Annotated in this window: 19 protein-coding genes; 12 read left to right on the forward strand and 7 right to left on the reverse strand. The window is 64.8% G+C overall.

Annotated features, from left to right (window positions below; genetic code table 11):
• Positions 1-4: 4 nt before the first annotated feature.
• Both ABIG06_RS20825 and ABIG06_RS20830 read right to left on the reverse strand, forming a co-directional pair.
• Complete coding sequence (locus ABIG06_RS20825) at positions 5-853, reverse strand: MBL fold metallo-hydrolase (RefSeq protein WP_370138433.1); 849 nt, start codon at positions 851-853, stop codon at positions 5-7.
• Positions 854-929: 76 nt separating this feature from the next.
• On the reverse strand, positions 930-1763 hold the full coding sequence (locus ABIG06_RS20830; RefSeq protein WP_370138434.1) for a transglycosylase SLT domain-containing protein: 834 nt from the start codon (positions 1761-1763) through the stop codon (positions 930-932).
• A gap of 139 nt (positions 1764-1902) precedes the next feature.
• Here ABIG06_RS20830 and pgm point away from each other — a divergent pair, with 139 nt between their 5' ends.
• From pgm to ABIG06_RS20850, 4 genes are all read left to right on the forward strand, one after another.
• Entirely contained in the window at positions 1903-3549 is a 1647-nt protein-coding gene (gene pgm / locus ABIG06_RS20835) for a phosphoglucomutase (alpha-D-glucose-1,6-bisphosphate-dependent) (RefSeq protein ID WP_370138436.1), read from the forward strand.
• A gap of 206 nt (positions 3550-3755) precedes the next feature.
• Positions 3756-4805, forward strand: a complete 1050-nt coding sequence (locus ABIG06_RS20840) for a Rieske 2Fe-2S domain-containing protein (protein ID WP_370138437.1) — start codon at positions 3756-3758, stop codon at positions 4803-4805.
• Between the two features lie 4 nt (positions 4806-4809).
• Positions 4810-5562, forward strand: coding sequence for a GntR family transcriptional regulator (locus ABIG06_RS20845; protein WP_370138439.1), 753 nt, complete (start codon positions 4810-4812; stop codon positions 5560-5562).
• Between the two features lie 11 nt (positions 5563-5573).
• Complete coding sequence (locus ABIG06_RS20850; protein WP_370138440.1) at positions 5574-6554, forward strand: PDR/VanB family oxidoreductase; 981 nt, start codon at positions 5574-5576, stop codon at positions 6552-6554.
• Between the two features lie 208 nt (positions 6555-6762).
• Here ABIG06_RS20850 and ABIG06_RS20855 read toward each other — a convergent pair whose 3' ends face one another.
• Positions 6763-8724 (reverse strand): putative bifunctional diguanylate cyclase/phosphodiesterase, encoded by a 1962-nt coding sequence (locus tag ABIG06_RS20855; protein WP_370138442.1) that lies wholly within the window; start codon positions 8722-8724, stop codon positions 6763-6765.
• 465 nt (positions 8725-9189) lie between these two features.
• Between ABIG06_RS20855 and ABIG06_RS20860 the strand changes: the two genes are divergently transcribed.
• Positions 9190-9477, forward strand: coding sequence for a hypothetical protein (locus tag ABIG06_RS20860; RefSeq protein ID WP_370138443.1), 288 nt, complete (start codon positions 9190-9192; stop codon positions 9475-9477).
• Between the two features lie 22 nt (positions 9478-9499).
• Complete coding sequence (locus ABIG06_RS20865) at positions 9500-9742, forward strand: hypothetical protein (protein ID WP_124163834.1); 243 nt, start codon at positions 9500-9502, stop codon at positions 9740-9742.
• Between the two features lie 112 nt (positions 9743-9854).
• On the opposite strand, the gene ABIG06_RS20870 is transcribed toward ABIG06_RS20865, so the two are convergent.
• Positions 9855-10220 carry a nuclear transport factor 2 family protein gene (locus tag ABIG06_RS20870; RefSeq protein ID WP_124163835.1) on the reverse strand — a complete coding sequence of 122 codons (366 nt, stop codon included), beginning with the start codon at positions 10218-10220 and terminating at the stop codon, positions 9855-9857.
• Positions 10221-10319: 99 nt separating this feature from the next.
• Between ABIG06_RS20870 and ABIG06_RS20875 the strand changes: the two genes are divergently transcribed.
• From ABIG06_RS20875 to hemC, 3 genes are read left to right on the forward strand one after another with little or no spacing between them, the layout of a single operon-like run.
• Entirely contained in the window at positions 10320-10913 is a 594-nt protein-coding gene (locus ABIG06_RS20875; protein WP_424578381.1) for a TetR/AcrR family transcriptional regulator, read from the forward strand.
• 53 nt (positions 10914-10966) lie between these two features.
• Positions 10967-12592 (forward strand): GMC family oxidoreductase, encoded by a 1626-nt coding sequence (locus ABIG06_RS20880; protein WP_370138446.1) that lies wholly within the window; start codon positions 10967-10969, stop codon positions 12590-12592.
• 24 nt (positions 12593-12616) lie between these two features.
• Complete coding sequence (gene hemC / locus ABIG06_RS20885; protein ID WP_370138447.1) at positions 12617-13597, forward strand: hydroxymethylbilane synthase; 981 nt, start codon at positions 12617-12619, stop codon at positions 13595-13597.
• Positions 13598-13929: 332 nt separating this feature from the next.
• Here the strand turns inward: hemC and hemE are convergent, their stop codons facing one another.
• Entirely contained in the window at positions 13930-14964 is a 1035-nt protein-coding gene (hemE, locus tag ABIG06_RS20890) for a uroporphyrinogen decarboxylase (RefSeq protein WP_370138448.1), read from the reverse strand.
• A gap of 106 nt (positions 14965-15070) precedes the next feature.
• On the opposite strand from hemE, the gene ABIG06_RS20895 reads away from it, so the two are divergent.
• Together ABIG06_RS20895 and ABIG06_RS20900 are read left to right on the forward strand one after the other, a co-directional pair.
• Positions 15071-15286, forward strand: a complete 216-nt coding sequence (locus ABIG06_RS20895; protein ID WP_199752473.1) for a hypothetical protein — start codon at positions 15071-15073, stop codon at positions 15284-15286.
• Between the two features lie 172 nt (positions 15287-15458).
• On the forward strand, positions 15459-17363 hold the full coding sequence (locus ABIG06_RS20900) for a diguanylate cyclase (protein ID WP_370138449.1): 1905 nt from the start codon (positions 15459-15461) through the stop codon (positions 17361-17363).
• Between the two features lie 6 nt (positions 17364-17369).
• On the opposite strand, the gene ABIG06_RS20905 is transcribed toward ABIG06_RS20900, so the two are convergent.
• Together ABIG06_RS20905 and ABIG06_RS20910 are read right to left on the reverse strand one after the other, a co-directional pair.
• On the reverse strand, positions 17370-17588 hold the full coding sequence (locus tag ABIG06_RS20905) for a SlyX family protein (protein ID WP_370138451.1): 219 nt from the start codon (positions 17586-17588) through the stop codon (positions 17370-17372).
• Entirely contained in the window at positions 17585-18346 is a 762-nt protein-coding gene (locus ABIG06_RS20910; protein WP_370138452.1) for a rhodanese-related sulfurtransferase, read from the reverse strand. The genes ABIG06_RS20905 and ABIG06_RS20910 overlap by 4 nt, the downstream gene beginning before the upstream one ends.
• A 196-nt stretch (positions 18347-18542) precedes the next feature.
• Between ABIG06_RS20910 and ggt the strand changes: the two genes are divergently transcribed.
• On the forward strand, positions 18543-20129 hold the full coding sequence (ggt, locus tag ABIG06_RS20915; protein WP_370138454.1) for a gamma-glutamyltransferase: 1587 nt from the start codon (positions 18543-18545) through the stop codon (positions 20127-20129).
• The last annotated feature ends 80 nt before the right edge of the window (positions 20130-20209 follow it).

Raw genomic sequence — 20209 nt, forward strand, 5'->3', positions numbered from 1 at the left:
GTCCTCAGACCTCGATGCGCGTGAGATCCTCGCCGAGCACGACCGGACCTGAATAGTCGCGTCGGACATCCTCAAGCAGGGCGGCCAACATGGCATCATCGTTGCGCGGCCGGTGGTGGGTCAGCGCGAGCTTCCTGACGCCGGCCTTGGCCGCGACCTTGCCGACCGTGTCACCGCAGGCGATCGTGTATTTCGCAAGGCGGCGGAGGTGCTCGTTGTTGATCTCGGGCGTTGCGAGAAAGCAGCACTGGACCAGCAGGTCGGCGCCCTCGGCCAGCCGCTGGAGCCCGGGGCAAGGGACGGTGTCGCCGGAAATCGCAATAATCTTGCCCTCTGCCTCGAAGCGGTAGCCGAGACACATCCATCGCGCGAGGAAGGCCGGCGGCATGTCGAGGCCGTCGCCATGCGAGACCAGCTCGGTGCTGATCTTCCAGCGGCCGGTGTCGAGAACTGGACCCGGTACGATGTCCCTTCCGACGACAGGCTTCCAGCCGCCGAAGCTGGGCTCGCCCTTGTCCCGCCAAATGATGTCCTTGTCGTAGACCTGCGTGATCAGCGTGCTGACGAGCCGCTCAGTATCCGGCGGTCCATAGATACGCAGCTCGTCCTTGCGCCCCTGCATCCATGAATTCAGCATCACATCGTAGAGGTCGCCGATGTGGTCGAAATGATGGTGCGTGAGAAAGACCGTGTTGATGGTGCCGAGCGGCACGCCGGCCTTGCTGAGCTGCACCACGACGCCGCGACCCGCGTCGAACAGGATGTTCTCGTCGCCGAGCCTGATCAGCGTGGTCGTCGCCATCCGGCGCGGGTCCGGGCGCGGGCCACCGGTGCCGAGTAGTATGACCTCCATGGCGCCACCTCCCGGATGCGGACTCTTGCGACACACAGTAGATGCGGAGCTCGCGGCGGGGCAAGCCGGCTCGCCCTCAACGCGATGCGACGCGCTTCCATCTGGCTCCAATGCGTGCCTTGATTTGGCTGATCCGGGCCTCGTGCGCGGCCCAATAGGCGCGGCTGGCGGCCGCGGTGCCCTGACGATAGCGGGCATAGACCGTTTTGGGCTGCACCGGCATCTTCGGGCGGCTCGCCGGTTTTGCCGGGGCCGCAGCAGCGACGGGGGGCGCAGGATCCGGAGCAGCCGCAGCTGCGGTCCCTGCCGGCATCGCGTTCATGGCGAGGAGACGGTTACGGGCTCGGTTGCAATAGACCTGCGATCGCGCGGTCATCTCTTCTTCGCCGTGACCTGCCCGGTACTTCATCAGGGCGCGGCAGAGGTCCCCGCCCGCCAGACGCCAGGCCCGGCTGAGATAGAGCACCCCGTAATGGATATTGACGTCCAATTCTGCGAGTTCCGCATTGCTTCCGCGGAAGCCCAGCCTCGCCGCCGTCTCGGGCCGCACCTGCATCGGGCCGATTTCGCCGGCGCTGCCGATGACCGCCGGGTTGTAGCCGCTTTCGATGAAGACGAGGGCTTCGGCGACGTCGGCCGGTAGATTGGTGTTTGCGGTTTCTCTCTCGATGATCTTCCGGATCGTGGCCCGGGATGACGCCGTTTCGCCGGCGCCGAGCTCGGTCCCGGTGTTGGCGATCGTCGAAATCGTGTGCGGGCCGTCGATATCGCCGTCGCTCGCATGTGCGCCGATCGGGGCCGACAAAAGCAGGGCGACCGCCACGTGTCTCCACGTCGCGCCGAGATTGAAGCGTGCCCGATCCCGCAGCATGAGCTCGTCATAGAGCTCCGGAGTTAACAAACCGGCCATTGGCGCGCGGTCACTGTCGCGCGCGGGCGCTCACCCCCAAGGAACGCCTTCCCCGTCGCGCGTGTTGTGGCCTTGGCGGGGGCGCGGCCAATGCTATGGTGTCCCGCTATTTCCGTGACGACAGGACGAGGATATTTCAGTGGCTGATGTTCATCCCGCGGCGGGCAAGCAGGCTTCGCCGGACGCGCTCACCAACATTCCGCGGCTGGTGACGGAATATTTCGCCGGCAAGCCGGACGCATCGGATCCGGCGCAGCGCGTGGCGTTCGGCACGTCGGGCCATCGCGGCACCTCGTTCAAGAACACCTTCAATGAAGGCCACATCCTCGCGACCACGCAGGCGATTTGTGACTACAGAGCAGAAAAGGGGCTGACGGGGCCGCTCTTCATCGGCATCGACACCCATGCGCTGGCCGAGCCGGCGCTGGTCAGCGCCGTCGAGGTGTTCGCCGCCAACGGCGTCGATGTCATGATCGACAAGGACGGCGGCTACACGCCGACGCCCGTCATCTCGCACGCCATCCTCACCTACAACAAGGGCCGCGCCAGCGGCCTCGCCGACGGCGTCGTCATCACGCCGTCGCACAATCCGCCGGAGGACGGCGGCTACAAATACAATCCGCCACATGGCGGCCCCGCCGATACCGACCTCACGGGCGTGGTCGAGAAGCGCGCCAATGCCTATCTCGCCGACGGCCTCAAGGGCGTGAAACGAATCGACTACGCCAAGGCGCGCAAGGCCGCGAACGTCCATGCCTGCGACTTCATCACGCCCTACGTCGCCGATCTCGGCAATGTCGTCGATCTCGATCTCGTCAAGTCCGCCGGCGTCAGCATCGGCATCGATCCGCTCGGCGGCGCCGCCATACACTATTGGCATCCGATCATCGATCGCTACGGCCTGAAGGCCACGGTGGTGAACGAGGCCATCGACCCGACCTTCCGCTTCATGACAGTGGACTGGGACGGCAAGATCCGCATGGATTGCTCCTCGCCTTACGCCATGGCGAGCCTGATCGCGATGCGCGACCGCTTCGACGTCGCCTTTGCCAACGACACCGATGCCGATCGTCACGGCATCGTGACGCGCACCGGCGGCCTGATGAATCCGAACCATTATCTGGCGACCGCGATCTCCTATTTGTTCGCGCACCGCCCGCACTGGGGCAAGGACGCCGCGATCGGCAAGACCGTGGTGTCGAGCTCGATCATCGACCGCGTCGCCAAAAAGCTCGGCCGCAGGCTGGTCGAGACGCCGGTCGGCTTCAAATGGTTCGTCGACGGCCTCCTCACCGGCGGCTTCGGCTTCGGCGGCGAGGAGAGTGCAGGGGCCTCGTTCCTGCGCCGCGACGGCGGGGTGTGGACCACCGATAAGGACGGCATCATCCTCGGCCTGCTCGCTGCCGAGATCATGGCCAAGACCGGCCGCGACCCCAGCCAGCTCTTTGGCGAGCTCACCGCCGAGTTCGGCATGCCCCATTACGCGCGCATCGACGTTGCCGCCACCGGGCCGCAGAAGGCGATCCTGAAATCGGTCACGCCCGAGCAGCTCGGTCTGAAGGATCTCGCCGGCGATCCGGTACGTGCGACGCTGAGCAAGGCGCCCGGCAACGGCCAGCCGTTCGGCGGCATCAAGGTCGAAACCGATTTCGGCTGGTTCGCCGCAAGGCCGTCCGGCACCGAGGACGTCTACAAGATCTACGCCGAGAGCTTCCGCAGCACCGAGCACCTGAAGCGGATTCAGGAAGAGGCCCAGGCCGGGCTGGCCAAGGTGTTCGGCGGGTAAAGCGCAAAGCAACTGAACAATTGCATATGAGCCCGGCCATGACGCCGCGGAGCGCAGAACCTCAATCTCAAAAATGGGGTTCTTAGAGCTGCTGTATACACTGCAATAGATAAAGGTAATATAATAAGGAAAATTTGGAACTTGAACGGTTCATTCTCTCAGCTATTGTATACACAACGCATACATAAGCCGTGGGAGTGAAACTAATGCCAAAACCCTTCCCGATGAATGCCTGGTACGCCGCGGCCTGGGACGCCGAGGTGAAGGCGGCGCTGCTGCCGCGGACGATCTGCGGCAAGCATGTCGTGATGTATCGAAAGGCAGACGGTGTAGCGGCCGCGCTGGAGGATGCCTGCTGGCACCGCCTGGTGCCTTTGTCCAAGGGCCGGCTCGAAGGCGACACCGTCGTCTGCGGCTATCACGGCCTCAAGTTCAACGCGCAGGGCCGCTGCACCTTCATGCCCTCGCAGGAGACTATCAATCCGTCGGCCTGCGTCCGCGCCTATCCCGTGGTCGAGCGTCACCGCTACGTCTGGCTCTGGATGGGCGATCCTGCGCTGGCCGATCCCGCGCTGGTGCCGGACATGCACTGGAATCACGATCCGGCCTGGGCCGGGGACGGCAAGACCATTCACGTCAAATGCGACTACCGCCTCGTGCTCGATAATCTCATGGACCTAACCCACGAGACTTTCGTTCACGGCTCATCGATCGGCAACGAGGCGGTCGCCGAAGCTCCGTTCGACGTCACCCATGGCGAGAAGACGGTGACGGTGACGCGCTGGATGCGGAACATCGAGCCGCCGCCGTTCTGGGCCAGGCAGCTCGGCAAGCCCGGCCTCGTCGATCGCTGGCAGATCATCCGTTTCGAGGCCCCATGCACGATCGCGATCGACGTCGGCGTGGCACCTAGTGGCAGCGGCGCGCCGGAAGGCGACCGCTCGCAAGGCGTCAACGGTTTCGTGCTCAACACCATCACGCCGGAGACCGAGAAGACCTGCCACTATTTCTGGGCCTTCGTCCGCAACTACCGTATCGGCGAGCAGCGCATCACCACCGAGATCCGCGAGGGTGTCTCCGGCATCTTCCGCGAGGACGAGCTGATTCTGGAAGCACAGCAGCGCGCCATGGACGAGAACCCCGATCGCATCTTCTACAATCTCAACATCGACGCCGGCGCGATGTGGTCGCGCAAGCTGATCGACAAGATGATTGCCAGGGAGAATGCGCCGCAACACCTCCAGGCCGCGGAGTAGGAACATGGCCGAGCGCGAGGTCGACCGCTCTGTCTCGCAGACCGTGAAGGCGCAGCTCGCGCTGCGCGACCAGATCCTGTCGGGGGCGTTGCGCCCGGGCGAGCGCATCTCCGAGCTTCAGGCGGTGGAGACGACAGGCGCCTCGCGCACGCCGGTGCGCATGGCGCTGGTGCGGCTGGAGGAGGAGGGCCTCCTGGAGGCGATCCCCTCCGGCGGCTTCATGGTGAAGGCGTTTTCGGAACGCGACATTTCCGACTCCATCGAGCTGCGCGGTACGCTGGAAGGCCTGGCTGCGCGCTTCGCCGCCGAACGCGGCGTCTCCGCGCGCGAGCTGGAGCCGCTGAAGGAATGCCTTGCGGCGATCGACGAATTGCTCCGCCAGATGCCGATCTCGGTCGATGCCTTCTCGTCCTATGTCACGTTGAACGCGCGCTTCCACGCCGTGCTCACGGAGCTGTCGCGCAGCCCACCCCTGATCCGCCAGATCGACCGCGCTTCGGCGCTGCCGTTTGCCTCGCCCAGCGGCTTCGTGATGGCGCAATCGGCATTCCCCGAGGCGCAGCAGATCCTGATCATCGCCCAGGAGCATCATCGCGTCGTGATCGACGCCATCGAGAACCGCGAAGGCGCGCGGGCCGAGGCCATCATGCGTGAGCATGCCCGGCTCGCGGTGCGAAACCTGCGACTCGCGCTGCGCAACCGGACCCATCTCGACCTCTTGCCGGCGCTCGCGCTGATCAAGACCGCAACCGATTGAGGGCCGTCACCATGCGCTTCATCGAAACCTGGATTCCTGCAACGCTTGTCTCCACCCGCGACCTTGCGCCCGGAATCCGCGAGTTCCTGATCAGGCCGGATCAACTCGACGTCACGGCCTATCCGGTCGGCAGCCACATCAATGTCAGCGTGACCATCGACGGCCTGCCCGAGACACGGTCCTATTCGCTGGTCGGCGAGGGCGCTTCGCACGGCTTCAGGATCGCGGTGTGCCGCGCCGAGGATTCCCGTGGCGGCTCGCGCTACATGTGGTCCTTGCAGCCGGGCGCGCGGCTCGACATCACCCAGCCCGCCTCGCTGCTCGCGGTCGACTGGACCCGCGCCAATTATTGCCTGATTGCCGGCGGCATCGGCATCACCCCGATCCTCGGCGCCGCGCAGGCGCTGGCGAGGCGCGGGGCAAACGTCATGCTGCACTATGCGGTGCGCTCGCGCCGCGAAGCCGCCTATCTCGACGATCTCGCCGCGATGCTCGGCGACCGCCTCGTCGTTCATGTCAGCGACGAAGGCAGCCGGCTCGATCTCGACGCCCTGTTCGCCTCATTGCCGCAAGGAACGCTTACGCTGTTTTGCGGCCCGATGCGGATGCTCGACGCCGCGCGTCATGCCTGGATCGGCGCCGGCCATCCGCTCCCCGATCTCCGCTACGAGACCTTCGGCTCCAGCGGCACGCTGCCGACCGAAACGTTTCGCGTGCGATTGAAGGACTCGAATATCGAGATCGAGATCCCGCGCGAGCGCTCGATGCTGGACGTGCTCAACGCCAGCGGCTTTGAGGTGATATCCGATTGCAAGCGCGGCGAATGCGGCCTCTGCGCCATCGACGTGGTCGACGTCGACGGCGAGATCGACCATCGCGACGTCTTCTTCAGCGACCACCAGAAGCAAGCCAACCAGAAGATCTGCGCCTGCGTCTCCCGCGCGAGGGGCACGGTCACGGTGGATACGCTGCTGCGGGCGGATGCGGTTTGAGGTGACTGCAGCGAGATCTATCTGACGGCATGGGCGGTGCCGCCGGCTCCAACTCTCCCGCTTTCGGGAGAGGTCGGCGCGAAGCGCAGGGTGAGGGTTCTCTCCTCTGGGGGAGTCCCTCCGGGGAGACACCCTCTCCCCAGCCCTCCCCCGCTTGCGGGGGAGGGAGCGCACCTCCCGCGTCGCCGGCCCTGAGGGACAATGGCTCCTACGCCGCGAAAGTCGCCCGAATCCTCTTCGTCTCCAGCAGCGCCATCACGCCATCCGCGGCCACCGGCCGGCTGACTAGATAACCCTGCACTTCGTCGCAGCTGACCTGCCTGAGATATTCGAGCTGGTCGGCGGTCTCGACACCCTCCGCCACCACGCCGATCTGCAAATCGCGCGCAAGGGAGATCACCGATTTCACGATCGCGGCGCAGTCCGGCTGCACCAGCATGTCGCGGATGAAGGACTGGTCGATCTTGATCCGGCTGAACGGCAGCTTGCGCAGGTAGGTCAGCGATGAGAACCCCGTGCCGAAATCGTCCAGCGCCACCGTGACGCCGAGCTCCAGCAGCGCGTTCAGGATCGATGCGGCCGAGCCGTATTTCGACAGCAGCATCGATTCCGTGATCTCGATCTCGAACCGGTTGGGGGAGACTTTCGCATCGGCCAATGCCTGCACGATGGTCTGGAGGATGGCCGTGTTGTGAAACTGCGACGCGGAGAAATTCACGGCAACCCTGATGTCTTCGGGCCAATCCGCCAACGTCGCGCAGGCGCGGCGGATGACCCATTCGCCGATCTCGTGGATCAGCCCGGTCTCCTCCGCGATCGGGATGAATTCGCTTGGCGGCACCAGCCCGCGCGAAGGATGCTGCCAGCGCAATAGCGCCTCGAAACCGGTGATCCGGTTGGTGCCGAGATCGAGGAATGGCTGAAACACCAGGAACAGCTCGTTTCGTGCGATCGCACCGTCGAGGTCCGCTTGCAGCGCCTTGCGGTCGCGGGACAGCCCGTCGTCGGCTTGCTCGAAGAAGCACACGGTGCCCGGCCCCGCCTTCTTGGCGCGGTAGAGCGCGGCGTCGGCATTCTTCATGATATCGAACGGCGTATTGCCGTCGCGTGGCGCCAGCACGATGCCAACGCTGGTCGCGCCGACGATCTGACGGCCCTCGATCTGGAACGGTTCAGCGAAGGCCGCAACGAAGCGCTCGGCGATTTCGAGCGCATCCTCCGGCCGCGCCATATTGGCCATGACCAGCGCGAACTCGTCGCCGCCGATGCGCGCGACGTGCTCGGCCACGCGCGTGCAGCGTTGCAGGCGGCTGGCGACCTGGACCAGGAATTCGTCCCCGGCGGGATGGCCGAACTTGTCGTTGACGTCCTTGAAGCGGTCGAGATCGAGCAAGAGCACCGCGAATTCCTCGCCGGACAATGCGAGTCGCCTCAAGGCGGCATCGAGCGTCTCGTTGAAGGCGACGCGGTTGGGCAGATGGGTCAGGGGATCCAGCCGCACCGTGCGCTCGGCCTCGATCTGCCGCATCACGCGCCGCGCGAACGAGAACGAATTGACGAATACGCCGCGCAAGAGGACGCTGCCATAGACCACGACGAGAAAGGCGATCAGCAGGAAGGCCAGATCGCCGTTCCTGCCGAGGCAGATGGCGATCCCGACGAAGATGGGGGCCGTGAAAGCGATGGCCGCGATCGGGATGGTGGCGAAGGCCAGCGCACCGCCGGCCAGCATGCCCGAACACAGGCAGGTGATGACGAGCTGGCCGCCGGTCGAGGCGTTGGCGAAGAAGGCGACCGGGACGATGCCCCAGGCGGAGCCAAGGATGAAGGCGTTGCGCACCAGCCGGTGCATGGCCCCGCGCGAGACGAATTGCGGCTTGGTGATGCGGCGCGCCGCGTGGGATTGCAGGCCAAAAGCGATCGCGGCCCCGGCCACGGTGGCCGCCCAGATCAGGGCGAGGGTCCTGTCCGGCGACTGCCACAGTGCGATGGCGAGCACGATGGCGTTGCAGGCATTGCCGAGCATGATGCCGACCGAATAGCCTAGCACCAGCGACATCTGTTCGGCGCGGATATGCCCGGCCATGGCTTCGTCGGTTGCGGGACCGCCAAAGGCCGACAGATCGCCGGCGAACAGCCGTGCGACATAGTTGGTCGTTTGAGTCCGCATTCGATAGCCTGGCAGCACCGGCCGTTTGTCCGGCTCGATCGGGAGAATTCGTTGCAAACCTTTGACGAACTATGAATTATCCCCGTTCGCCACGACCGGCGTGACCACATCTGCGTGTTCAAATCGCGGTATCGATAACAAAATCGATACGAACGCGCGGCTGTGCGGTTGTGCACCGGGCCTTAAACTCGCGCCGCAGTCAGGCCAGCATGAAGGTCGGCCGCCCCCGATAGCGGGCCTGACCAGAGGTCCGGGGCGGGCCCAGATCCGGGTCTTCATGATCCGCACCGAGCTCGGTGTGCGGGTCCTGCGTCAGGCCGGATCGGCCGGGGCAGGCGTCAGTCCGCCTTGCGCCGCCGGCAGGCGGGCAAACGCGCTGCAGCGCAGCTACGGAACAACGTTACATCTGGAAATTCACGGGAACGAAACGTGGCGTCAGTCTTTTTCGGCCTTTGGGAGGTGCGCATGACTTCTCAGACCATCGAAGGCGCCTGTGCATTTGCTTGGCGAAACTATCTGCTGCTCAACAGCGGCATCAGCGAGAACGACAACAGGCGTTCCGCGCTCTATCGCTACGTCACCAACCTTCGCGATATGGGCGAAGACAATTTTGATCTCTTGCAAATAGCGGCAGTCGCATATTTGAAGAAGTTGGACGAGCTGCATGACGACCGCTGTGCGAGACTCGCGGCGGATCAAGTCTTGGCCGAGTGTTTGGAATCGCGCAGTGCACAGCCAACACGGAAATCATAACACCTAACAAGGAGCGAAAGACATGGCAGACAAAACCGCCAGCGCAGATCGTTTCGCGCGCGATACCCGAGGGAGCATTGCCGCGGCGACAGCAATCGGCATCAACGCGTTGAAGCCAATCATGCACTTTCAGATCTCAGTGCTCAGGATGTGGGCGGATAGTATTGAGAGGTTCGCGAGCAGCTACGACAAACGGCTGGAGGAAACCGCCACGTCCGTCGACGGACAGGCAGATGAACGGTCAGGCAAGGAGCGTGCCGCATAAATCAGCGCGGATGGGGGAAGCCGCTCTGGAGTCGGCGGTAAGCTGTCGCCGATGCTAGGCCCTTCGCCCAGGCGTCGCGGCTGACTTCTGCGCCCTTATGTCCGTGCACTGGTCAGCGTCCGAGCTGCTTCGGATCGTAATAGAAGCGCTCCTCGACTAGCTTGTCGCCCCGCCAGGTCTGCCACGCGATCTCGTCCAGCGTCCGTGTGACGCCTTCGGCATTGGTGAAGCTGAAGGTCCAGCGCGTCGCGACATGGTCACCTTCGATCAGGCTCGGTCCGACGCGGACGGCCTTGACCTCTTTGGACGCCGCCAGCACGCCGCGCTCCTTGGCGACGAGCTTGTCGCGCCCGACCGTCGGGGCGGCGTTGTTCTCGTAAGTCGCGGCATCAGGCGTATAGAACTGTTCGATCGCGCCGACGAAGTCCCCATCCTCCAGACGTCTGGCGAATGCTTCGACGATGTCACGGCTGGGCATGGCACATCTCACAATATAACCGACTCATAGTCGGTAAATACCGACCCGTGGTCGAAAAGTCAACTGGCCGCCTCCCGTGAATTCGGTTAGACGGGATTCATGGCGAGACAGGCGGAGCGGCGCGCTGCGACAACCGAAGCGATCCTGACGGCGGCGCGCCGCTTGTTCGGGACGCAAGGCTTTGCCGCCGCCACCACCATGGACGAGATCGCGGAAGGCGCTTCCGTCGCCAAGGGCGCCGTCTATCATCACTTCAAGACCAAGGAGGCGGTGTTCGAAGCCGTGTTCGACCAGGTCTCGCGCGATCTCGTTGTCGAGATCGATCGCACGGCACGGGCCGAGAAGGACGTGCTCGCCGCGATGGTTGCCGGCACCCAGCATTACTTTACCGCGACCGCGAAGGGCCCGACCGGCCAGATCATTTTACGCGACGGTCCCGCCGTGCTCGGCTGGGAACGCTGGCGCGAGATCGACGCCAGGCATTTCGGCGGAAAGCTGCCGCGCGCGATTGCGGCGGCCATGGAGGCCGGCCTGATCGCCCGCCAGCCGGTCGAGCCGCTGGCACGGCTGCTGCTCGGCGCAGTCACGGAGGCCGCGGTCGCCTGCGCCGTACGGGCCGACATCGCAAGGGCAGGCGCGGAATACGCCCGTGCGTTCAAGTCGCTGGTCGAGGCGCTGCGCGTGCGCGAATGACTGTGCTAAGTGAACGACGGAAACGCCCACACCAACAAGAAGAACAGTAGCGCATGAACGCAAATCCCTCCCTCGCGCCGTCCGATCCCGAATTCGATTACGTCATCGTCGGCGCCGGCTCCGCCGGCTGCGTGCTTGCCAACAGGCTTTCCGCAAACGGCAAGCACAGCGTGCTGCTGCTCGAGGCCGGCCCGAAGGATTCCAACATCTGGATCCACGTGCCGCTCGGCTACGGCAAGCTGTTCAAGGAGAAGACGGTTAACTGGATGTACCAGACCGAGCCGGAGCCGGAACTGAAGGGCCGCCAGGTCTTCCAGCCGCGCGGCAAGACACTGGGCGGATCGAGCTCGATCAACGGCCTGCTCTATGTTCGCGGCCAGCACGAGGACTACGACCGCTGGCGCCAGCTCGGCAACACCGGCTGGGGCTATGACGACGTGCTGCCCTATTTCAAGAAGGCCGAGAACCAATCGCGCGGTGCGGATCAGTATCACGGCACGGGCGGTCCGCTGCCGGTGTCCAACATGATCGTGACCGATCCGCTGTCGAAAGCCTTCATCGACGCCGCGGTCGAGAGCGGTCTGCCCTACAATCCTGATTTCAACGGCGCGACCCAGGAAGGCGTCGGCCTGTTCCAGACCACGACGCGCAACGGCCGGCGCGCCTCCACGGCGGTGGCCTATCTCGGACCCGCCAGGACGCGTAGCAATCTGAAGATCGAGACCTCCGCCCACGCTCAGCGCATCCTGTTCGAAGGGCGCCGAGCCGCAGGCGTCGAATACCGGCAAGGCGCCACCTTGCGCCGCGCCCGCGCGCGGCGGGAAGTCGTCGTGTCGAGCGGCGCCTACAACTCGCCGCAGCTGCTTCAGCTCTCAGGCGTCGGGCCCAGCGATCTCCTGCGCAAGCATGGCATCGAGGTGGTGCTCGATGCTGCCGGCGTGGGCCATGATCTGCAGGATCACATGCAGGTCCGCATCGTCATGCGCTGCTCGCAGAAGATCACGCTCAACGACACCATCAATCATCCGCTTCGCCGCACCATGGCCGGCGCACGCTATGCGCTGTTCCGCAAGGGCTGGCTGACGATTGCGGCCGGCACGGCGGGCGCGTTCTTCAAGACCAGCCCGCGGCTGGCTTCGCCCGACATCCAGGTCCATTTCCTGCCGTTCTCGACCGATAAGATGGGCGAGAAGCTGCACGATTTCTCCGGCTTCACGGCGTCAGTGTGCCAGCTCCGGCCCGAGAGCCGCGGTAGCCTGCGCATCAAGAGCGCCGACCCGACCGTGCCGCCGGAGATCCGCATCAACTACATGTCGACCGAGACCGACCGCACCACCAATGTCGAGGGCATTAAGATGCTGCGCAAGATATTGAACGCACCGGCGCTGAAACCGTTCGTGGTCAGCGAGCACGACCCCGGCGCGGAGGTATCAACCGACGCGGAGATACTGGATTATTGCCGGGAGCGCGGCAGCACCATCTATCATCCGACCTCGACCTGTCGTATGGGCAACGACGCGCTCGCGGTAGTCGATCAGCGGCTGAAGGTGAGGGGGCTCGACGGCCTTCGCGTCGTCGACGGCTCGATCATGCCGGACCTCGTCTCGGGGAACACCAACGCGCCGATCATCATGATCGCCGAAAAGGCCTCCGACATGATATTGGAGGATGCGCGTTAATTCGCAGTTTGAAAGGATTTGGACTTGGCTACGCGACTGAGGATCGGCACACGCAAGAGCGCGATGGCGCTGGCACAGACGGAAGAGATTGCGCGCCGCCTGACCGCCGCCGTGCCCGGTCTCGATGTCGAAATCGTCAAGTTCGACACCACGGGCGATCTCGACCAGACCAGCAAGCTCTTGCCGCACGGCGGCAAGGGCGGCGCCTTCGTGGCGCAGATCCGCGCTGCCGTGCTGTCGGGCGAGCTCCAGGCGGCGATGCATTCGCTGAAGGATATGCCCGGCAACGAGGATACGCCCGGCCTCGTCATCGGCGCCACGCTGTCGCGCGATCCGCCCAGCGATGCGCTGGTGCTGCGCGACGGCGTGACGCTGGAGACGTTTCGGCAAGTGCGTGGCCGGGGCTTCAAGATCGGAACCAACGCCGTGCGGCGCGCAGCCTATGCGCGGCGGCTGTTTCCCGATGTCGAGGTCATCCACTTCCGCGGCGCCGCTGACACGCGTGTGCGAAAGCTCGACAACAGGACGAAGCAACGTTTGCCCGATGGTGGCGAGGTGGGACCTGCGGATGCGCTGATCATGGCGCGCTCGGGCCTCGATCGCGTTGGCCTTTCTCATCGCATCGCCTACGAATTCTCCGCAGCGGAGATGCTGCCGGCGGCAGGGCAGGGCATCGTCGCGGTCGAATGCGCCGCGCAGGATTGGCAGACGCGACAGATCCTGTCGTCGATCGACGACGCCTCTGCGCACGCTTCCGCCGACGCCGAGCGGGAGGTGCTGTGGGTGCTCAATGGTCACTGCAATTCGCCGGTCGCGGGCTTCTCGACCATCACGGGCGATCAGATGTCGCTCACTGCCTCGGTGCTCGACCTCTCCGGCAACACCATCATCGAAGCCTCGCGCACCGGGCCCGCCAACCGTCCGCGCGAGCTCGGCCGCGCGGTCGGATTGGACCTGCTGGCGAAGGGTGCGGCGGAGATCATCGAGCGCAGCCGGCCGCGCTAAGGCGCTTTCGGCTGCCGACGTCGGCATTGCGAGCGCAGCGGAGCAATCCAGACTGCTACCCGCGGAAAGACTCTAGATTGCTTCGCTGCGCTCGCAATGACGGGTGTGGTGAGGAAGCGCCGTCGCACCCGCTCCAGCAGGCCGCTTGGCACGCTGGTCCTTCTCAAAACGGGTCAGTGGCGATGATGCCATTATGCCCCTGTTTTGCCCGACGGGTCAAATCTCGTCGCTTCCGGACCTAAAGCTGCGCCGTGCGAAATTCTCCAATGATTTGTACTGTGCATGGGTTGTTTTCGCACTTTTTGTATCCGCCCGCCTAAGAGGCGGAAAAATCAGCCCCGCACCCGCCTGATCATCTGCTCGACATGGGCGATCGGCGTTTCCGGCTGGATGCCGTGGCCGAGGTTGAAGATCAGCCGCCCGGCAGCAAAATTGGCCAGCACGTTGTCGACCGCGCGGTCGAGCGCGGCGCCGCCCGTGATCAGCACCAGCGGATCGAGATTGCCCTGCACCGCAACCTTGCTCTGCACCCGCTCGCGAATGAAGGCCGGCTCTGCGGTCCAGTCGATGCTGACCGCGTTGACGCGGGTTGCCTCGACATAGCCGGGCAGCAGCGCCCCGGCGCCGCGCGGGAAACCGATGATTTTCGCGTCCGGCACCTTGGCCCTTACGCCCTCCACGATGCGCCGCGTCGGCTCGGTCGACCAGCGCGCGAACTCGGCAGGCGGCAGCACGCCGGCCCAGGTGTCGAAGATCTGTAGCGCGTCGGCACCGGCGGCGAGCTGTGCCAACAGATACTCGATCGAGCTGTCGACCAGTACGTCGATGATCCCTGAGAAAGCTTCAGGATGGCGGTATGCCATCATCCGGGCCGGTGCCTGGTCCGGCGTGCCGTGCCCCGCGACCATGTAGGTCGCGACCGTCCAGGGGGCGCCGCAGAAGCCGATCAGCGCGACCTTGGGGTCGAGCGCGCCGCGCACGATCTTGAGCGCCTCGAACACCGGCTCGAGCTTGCCGAAATCTGCGCGCGGCGCCAGCGTCGCCACCTTGGCCGGATCGTCCAGCGGCTCGAGCCGCGGGCCCTCGCCGACCTCGAACCGCACCTCACGTCCGAGCGCAGAGGGGATCACCAGAATGTCGGAGAAGATGATCGCCGCATCGAAGCCGAACCTGCGGATCGGTTGCAGCGTCACCTCGGCGGCAAGCTCCGGGTTGAAGCAGAGATCGAGGAAGCCGCCTGCCTTGGCGCGCACCTCGCGATATTCCGGAAGGTAACGCCCGGCCTGCCGCATCATCCACACAGGCGGGATGGTCTGGCGCTGGCCGGAGAGCACGTCGATGAAAGGCTTTCTTGCAGACTGGGGCACGAATGGTCCTGAAGAGGGTTACCGCTCCTGATACACCGCCGCGGCCCTCAGCGGAACAGGGGAACCTGTGCAATCGGACCGCGTTGATCAGCCAATGGAGGAGATCATGGCTGAGACATTCAATCCCGCGCCGCACGACAAGCACGCCGAAGACCTGCGCGAGGCGCTCGCTGCCGACCGCAACGCCAAGCTCGACGCCGGGCTGAAGGATACGTTCCCGGCTTCCGATCCCGTGAGTGCCGCGCAACCGACGCCCTCGAAGGCCGATGCGGATGCCGATCATCCTTCGCTCTGGGACAAGGTCAAGGCCATCTTCAGCTAGCGGAACTCGGCGCCGGATTCCGATCGGCTTGCTAATACCTTGTTAGCGACGCGCTGATCGCGGCGTCCGTAGGACTACTGGAAAGCGACAGATCGCTGCGTATTGGAGTAGCGATTTCAGAGTTCACTAATAGAAACGGCAGAGGTTCCTCGACATCGGAGAACTCTGCCGCATGAGCGCTGTTACCCACCGAGCCGGATGGAGCCGCCTGCCGCTGCGCGCGGCGGCGTTCGTCGTGCTGACCTGTGCGACCATTCTCGCCGTCAGTGGCTGGCGCGAATGGGCCGCGCGCGACGCGGTGGTCCGGGGCGCCGAGACCGAAATGGCGAACGTCGCCCGTTCGCTGACACAGCATGCCGAGGACAGCCTCGATCTCCTGGATTCCGGCGTCGTCGGCGTGGTCAGCCGGTTGGAGATGGATGGCACTGGACCGGCCACGATAGCCAAGCTCGGCACCCTGCTGGACGTGCGCAAGAAGGCGATCGCGCGCATCCACAGCTTCGACATCATTGACGATCAGGGCAACTGGCTGACCTCGCCCGGTACGGTCGGCTCGACCCTCAGCGATGATGCGTTCTTCCGACATCACCAGCTCTCGCCGAAGCGTGAGGCCTATGTCGGCCGTCCCGTGAAGAGCCTGCTCGATGGCGAATGGGTCGTCCCACTGTCACGCCGTTTCAACAACCAGGACGGCAGCTTCGGCGGCGTGGTGCTCGCGACCATCAGCTCCAGATATCTGTCGCATTTCTACGAGCAGTTCGAGATCGGTCGCAACAGCTCCGTGACACTGACGCATCGCGAAGGCATGATCCTCGCGCACAATCCCGGCAACGAGAAATTCGTCGGACGCAGCGTCGCCGACACGCCTTTCTTCCGCGAGCCGAGCCTGCAGCGGCCGAGCGGCACCTATCACTTCAAATCGCCGGTGGACGGCGCCGAACGTGTCAGCTTCTTCAATCGCAGCAGCCGCTTTCCGCTTCTCCTGGTCGCCACGGTCGACAAGGACGAGCTGCTCGCGCCCTGGCGTGCCACGGCAATCTCCCGCATGCTCTACGTGCTCGCGCTGGTGATGCTGATCGCGGTCATCGGCGGCGTGCTGGTGCGGCAGTTGCAGCGCGGCCAGCGCATGGCCGTCGCGCTGGCGGAGAAGGAGGCGCATTTCCGCCTGCTCGCCGAAGGCTCCAGCGACATGGTGACGCGCATCGGGCTCGACGAGCGGCTGCGCTATGTCTCGCCCTCGTCGGTTCGCGTCGTCGGCTGGCGCCCCAATCAGCTGATCGGCACGCCGGCTCTTGCGGGCATCAATCCGGAGGATCTGCCGGAGGTCCAGGCGATCGTCGACGCCATGAAGCGTGGTGAGAAGGAGGAGGCGCGTCTCATCTACCGCAACTCGCACCGGCAGAACGGCGAAATCTGGCTCGAATCGACCATGCAGGTGACGCGCAACGACAATGGCCGCATCGACGGCGTGGTCGCGATCTCCCGCGACATCACCGAGCACAAGAAGCTGGAAACCAGGCTCGAAACACTTGCAATCGAGGACAGCCTCACCGGCCTCGCCAATCGTCGCCGCTTCGACGAAGGGCTGAAGGAGGAATGGGCGCGGGCCTATCGCGACCGCTCCAGCCTTGCTCTGCTGATGATCGATGTGGACCACTTCAAGGCATACAACGATGAATACGGCCATCCCGCGGGCGATGCCTGCCTGCGCCGGATCGCAAAGATCATCGCGGCCGAAACGCAGCGCGCCGGCGATCTGGCGGCACGCTATGGCGGCGAGGAGTTCGCCGTGCTGCTGCCGAACATCGACGCCGCCGGCTGCGCCCGGGTCGGCGAGCGGATCCGCAGCGCCATTCGCGAGGCCGGCCTCGTTCATGGCAGCAATCTGGCGGCTGGATGCGTCACCGCCTCGGTCGGCGGTGCGACCTGCCGGCCGGTGCTGGAGCGCACGGCGGGTGTGGCCTCGCTGGTCGAAGCTGCCGACCGGGCGCTCTACGCCGCCAAGGACGCAGGCCGCGACCGCCTGGTAATGTCCGGCGAGGTCATGAACCTGCTGCCCAAGGCGTCCGGCGAGTAAGACCGATCAATAATGCGGCGGACGTTCGTTGGCGGGCCCCGGCGCATTTGCCTCGGCCTCCTGCAGCCGCTCATTGAGCTGCGCGATCTGCCGCATCAGCGTGTCGATCTGCTTCCACTGCGCGGTGATGGTCTGGTTCAACGTCTCGATCGTGTCGTCCTGGTAGGCAATGCGCGTCTCCAGCGTGTCGATGCGCTCGCTCAGCGTCTTGATCTCATTCGTCACGTGCCCGCGTCCTTGTCCCGTTCCCGCAAACCGTGGCCGAGCGCCACGCGCTCGTCGAACACGAAGCATTCGCCGCGCCAGCGGCTCTCAGCCTCCGGCACCTCCTCGAGATATTTGAGAATGCCGCCTTTGAGGTGATAGACCTCTGCAAAGCCGCGCGCGAGCAGATGCGCGCTCGCCTTCTCGCAGCGAATGCCGCCGGTGCAGAACATCGCAATCCTGCGGTGTTTGGCCGGATCAAGCTCAATCGCGGCAAAGTCCTTGAACTGGCCAAAGCTCTTGATGCCGGGGTCGACCGCGCCCTCGAACGTCCCCATGGCCACTTCGAAGGCGTTGCGGGTGTCGAGCAGCAGCGTGTCGGGCTTCGCAATCAGCGCGTTCCACTCGGTGGCATCGACATAGGTGCCGACCTGGCGGGTCGGATCGGCAGTCTCGTCACCGAGCGTGACGATCTCCTTCTTCAGCCGCACCTTGAGCCGGCCGAACGGCATCGCCTCGGCGGTCGAGAATTTCAACTCGAGCTTGTTGAGCCTGCCGCCGAACATGTCGCCGTGTGGCAGTTCGTGGGCGAAGGCATCGATCGCCTCCGGCGCACCGGCGACAGTGCCGTTGATGCCCTCCTGCGCCAGCAGCACGCTGCCCCTCAGCTTAAGGCCAGCGCAGAAGGCGCGCAGCGGCTCGCGCAGCTCGCGGTAATCGGGGAGGGCGACGAATTGATAGAAGGCCGCGACCTTGGTCGCCGAATTCGGATCGGACATGGCGGCTCGTTTAGCAGGCGGCAGCCATCCGGAAAACCCGCAAGGCCGCTAGCGTCGAAAACTCCATACGTCGAGCGGATGGCAGCCATTTTCCTGGTATGCCAGCATTGCCCCGCTGGGCCGGAATGTGCCATGTAGACGCGGTTTTCGAGATGGCGCGCCACCCGCGCCCACGACCAAGAGAGCAAGAAATTCGATGAGAAACTTCCATTTCCCGGGCAGGTCCACGGTCCACGCCACCAACGCGATGGTCGCGACCTCGCATCCGCAAGCCTCGCTCGCGGCGATCGAGGTGCTGCGCGATGGCGGCACGGCGGTGGATGCGGCCGTTGCCGCCTCTGCCCTGCTCGGCGTGATCGAGCCGCAATCGACCGGCATCGGCGGGGACTGTTTTGCGCTGATCCAGCCGCGCGGCGAGGGCAAGATCATCGCCTATAACGGCTCCGGCCGTGCGCCCAAGGCTGCCAACGCCGACTGGTATCTCGAGCGCAAGATCAACTCGGTGCCGCTGACCTCGGCGCACGCGGTCTCGATCCCAGGCGTGATCGATGCCTTCGCGACGGTTCTGCGCGACCACGGCAAGTTCGGCTTCGACCGGCTGCTTCAGCCCGCGATCAAGGCGGCCGAGGAAGGCTACGTCGTCGCGCCGCGCATCGCCTTCGACTGGAAGAACCAGTTCGAGAAGCTGAAGAATGGTACCAACACCGTGCGCTACCTGCTGCCGGGCGGCAAGCCGCCGGTGGCCGGCGACGTCATTCGCCAGGCCGAACTCGGCAAGACCCTGCGCGCGATCGCCAAGGACGGCCGCGACGCCTTCTACAAGGGGCCGGTCGCGGAAGACATGGTCGAGACCCTCAGGGGAATCGGCGGCCTGCACACGCTTGACGATTTCGCCGCGCATACCACAGAGGTGACGACGCCGATCGGCACCATGTACAAGGGTTATGACGTCTGGCAGTGCCCGCCGAACGGACCGGGCCTCACCATGCTGCTGATGCTCAATATCCTGTCGCGGTTCGATCTGACAAAATACGCGCCGCTCAGCATCGAGCGCTTCCATCTCGAAGCCGAGGCCGCGCGCATCGCCTACATGCACCGCGAGGTGCATGTCGCCGATCCCGACCATATGCAAACCGAAGTCGCCAAGATCCTCGCCAAGGAGTTCTGCGACGAGCACATCGCCAAGATCCGCATGGACGGCATGCTCGACCTGCCGAATGTCGCCCCGCCGATGAACCCCTCGACCATCTACATCACGGTCGTGGACAAGGACCGCAACGTCTGCTCGTTCATCAACTCGATCGCGCACTCCTTTGGATCCGCCATCGTGTCGAACAAGACCGGCGTCTTGTTCCAGAATCGCGCCGGCGGCTTCCGCATCCAGCCGGGTCACCCCAACTGCATCGAAGGCGGCAAGCGTCCGTTGCATACGATCATGCCGAGCCTGCTGACCAAGGGTGGACGCTCCGTGATGCCGTTCGCGGTGATGGGCGGCCAGTATCAGCCGACCGGCCAGACCCATGTCTTGACCAACATCCTCGACTACGGCTGCGACGTGCAGGAGGCGATCGACATGCCGCGCGGCCTGCATTACGAGGGCCAATATCAACTCGAGGACAGCGTGCCGGCTGCGATCGTCGAAGGCTTGAAGAAGCTCGGCCACAAGACCACCAGCGTGGTTGGCCCGCTCGGTGGCGCCCAGGCAGTCTGGATCGACTGGGACAAGGGCACGCTCACCGGCGGCTCCGATCCGCGCAAGGATGGCTGCGCCCTCGGCTATTGAGTTCGCGCGGGTTCCGCGCGCAAGATCAGGAAAAGTTGACGAAGGGCGGCGCGGCATTTGCTGCGCCGCCCTTTGTCATT

This window comes from Bradyrhizobium sp. USDA 326 (assembly GCF_049739485.1).
GTDB lineage: Bacteria > Pseudomonadota > Alphaproteobacteria > Rhizobiales > Xanthobacteraceae > Bradyrhizobium.

Excerpts from the sequence above, each read along its gene's own strand:
- ABIG06_RS20825 (WP_370138433.1), bottom strand. The coding sequence starts at position 853 with ATGGAGGTCATACTACTCGGCACCGGTGGCCCGCGCCCGGACCCGCGC.
- ABIG06_RS20830 (WP_370138434.1), bottom strand. The coding sequence starts at position 1,763 with ATGGCCGGTTTGTTAACTCCGGAGCTCTATGACGAGCTCATGCTGCGG.
- ABIG06_RS20840 (WP_370138437.1), top strand. The coding sequence starts at position 3,756 with ATGCCAAAACCCTTCCCGATGAATGCCTGGTACGCCGCGGCCTGGGAC.
- ABIG06_RS20845 (WP_370138439.1), top strand. The coding sequence starts at position 4,810 with ATGGCCGAGCGCGAGGTCGACCGCTCTGTCTCGCAGACCGTGAAGGCG.
- ABIG06_RS20850 (WP_370138440.1), top strand. The coding sequence starts at position 5,574 with ATGCGCTTCATCGAAACCTGGATTCCTGCAACGCTTGTCTCCACCCGC.
- ABIG06_RS20855 (WP_370138442.1), bottom strand. The coding sequence starts at position 8,724 with ATGCGGACTCAAACGACCAACTATGTCGCACGGCTGTTCGCCGGCGAT.
- ABIG06_RS20860 (WP_370138443.1), top strand. The coding sequence starts at position 9,190 with ATGACTTCTCAGACCATCGAAGGCGCCTGTGCATTTGCTTGGCGAAAC.
- ABIG06_RS20865 (WP_124163834.1), top strand. The coding sequence starts at position 9,500 with ATGGCAGACAAAACCGCCAGCGCAGATCGTTTCGCGCGCGATACCCGA.
- ABIG06_RS20870 (WP_124163835.1), bottom strand. The coding sequence starts at position 10,220 with ATGCCCAGCCGTGACATCGTCGAAGCATTCGCCAGACGTCTGGAGGAT.
- ABIG06_RS20875 (WP_424578381.1), top strand. The coding sequence starts at position 10,320 with ATGGCGAGACAGGCGGAGCGGCGCGCTGCGACAACCGAAGCGATCCTG.
- ABIG06_RS20880 (WP_370138446.1), top strand. The coding sequence starts at position 10,967 with ATGAACGCAAATCCCTCCCTCGCGCCGTCCGATCCCGAATTCGATTAC.
- ABIG06_RS20895 (WP_199752473.1), top strand. The coding sequence starts at position 15,071 with ATGGCTGAGACATTCAATCCCGCGCCGCACGACAAGCACGCCGAAGAC.
- ABIG06_RS20900 (WP_370138449.1), top strand. The coding sequence starts at position 15,459 with ATGAGCGCTGTTACCCACCGAGCCGGATGGAGCCGCCTGCCGCTGCGC.
- ABIG06_RS20910 (WP_370138452.1), bottom strand. The coding sequence starts at position 18,346 with ATGTCCGATCCGAATTCGGCGACCAAGGTCGCGGCCTTCTATCAATTC.
- ggt (WP_370138454.1), top strand. The coding sequence starts at position 18,543 with ATGAGAAACTTCCATTTCCCGGGCAGGTCCACGGTCCACGCCACCAAC.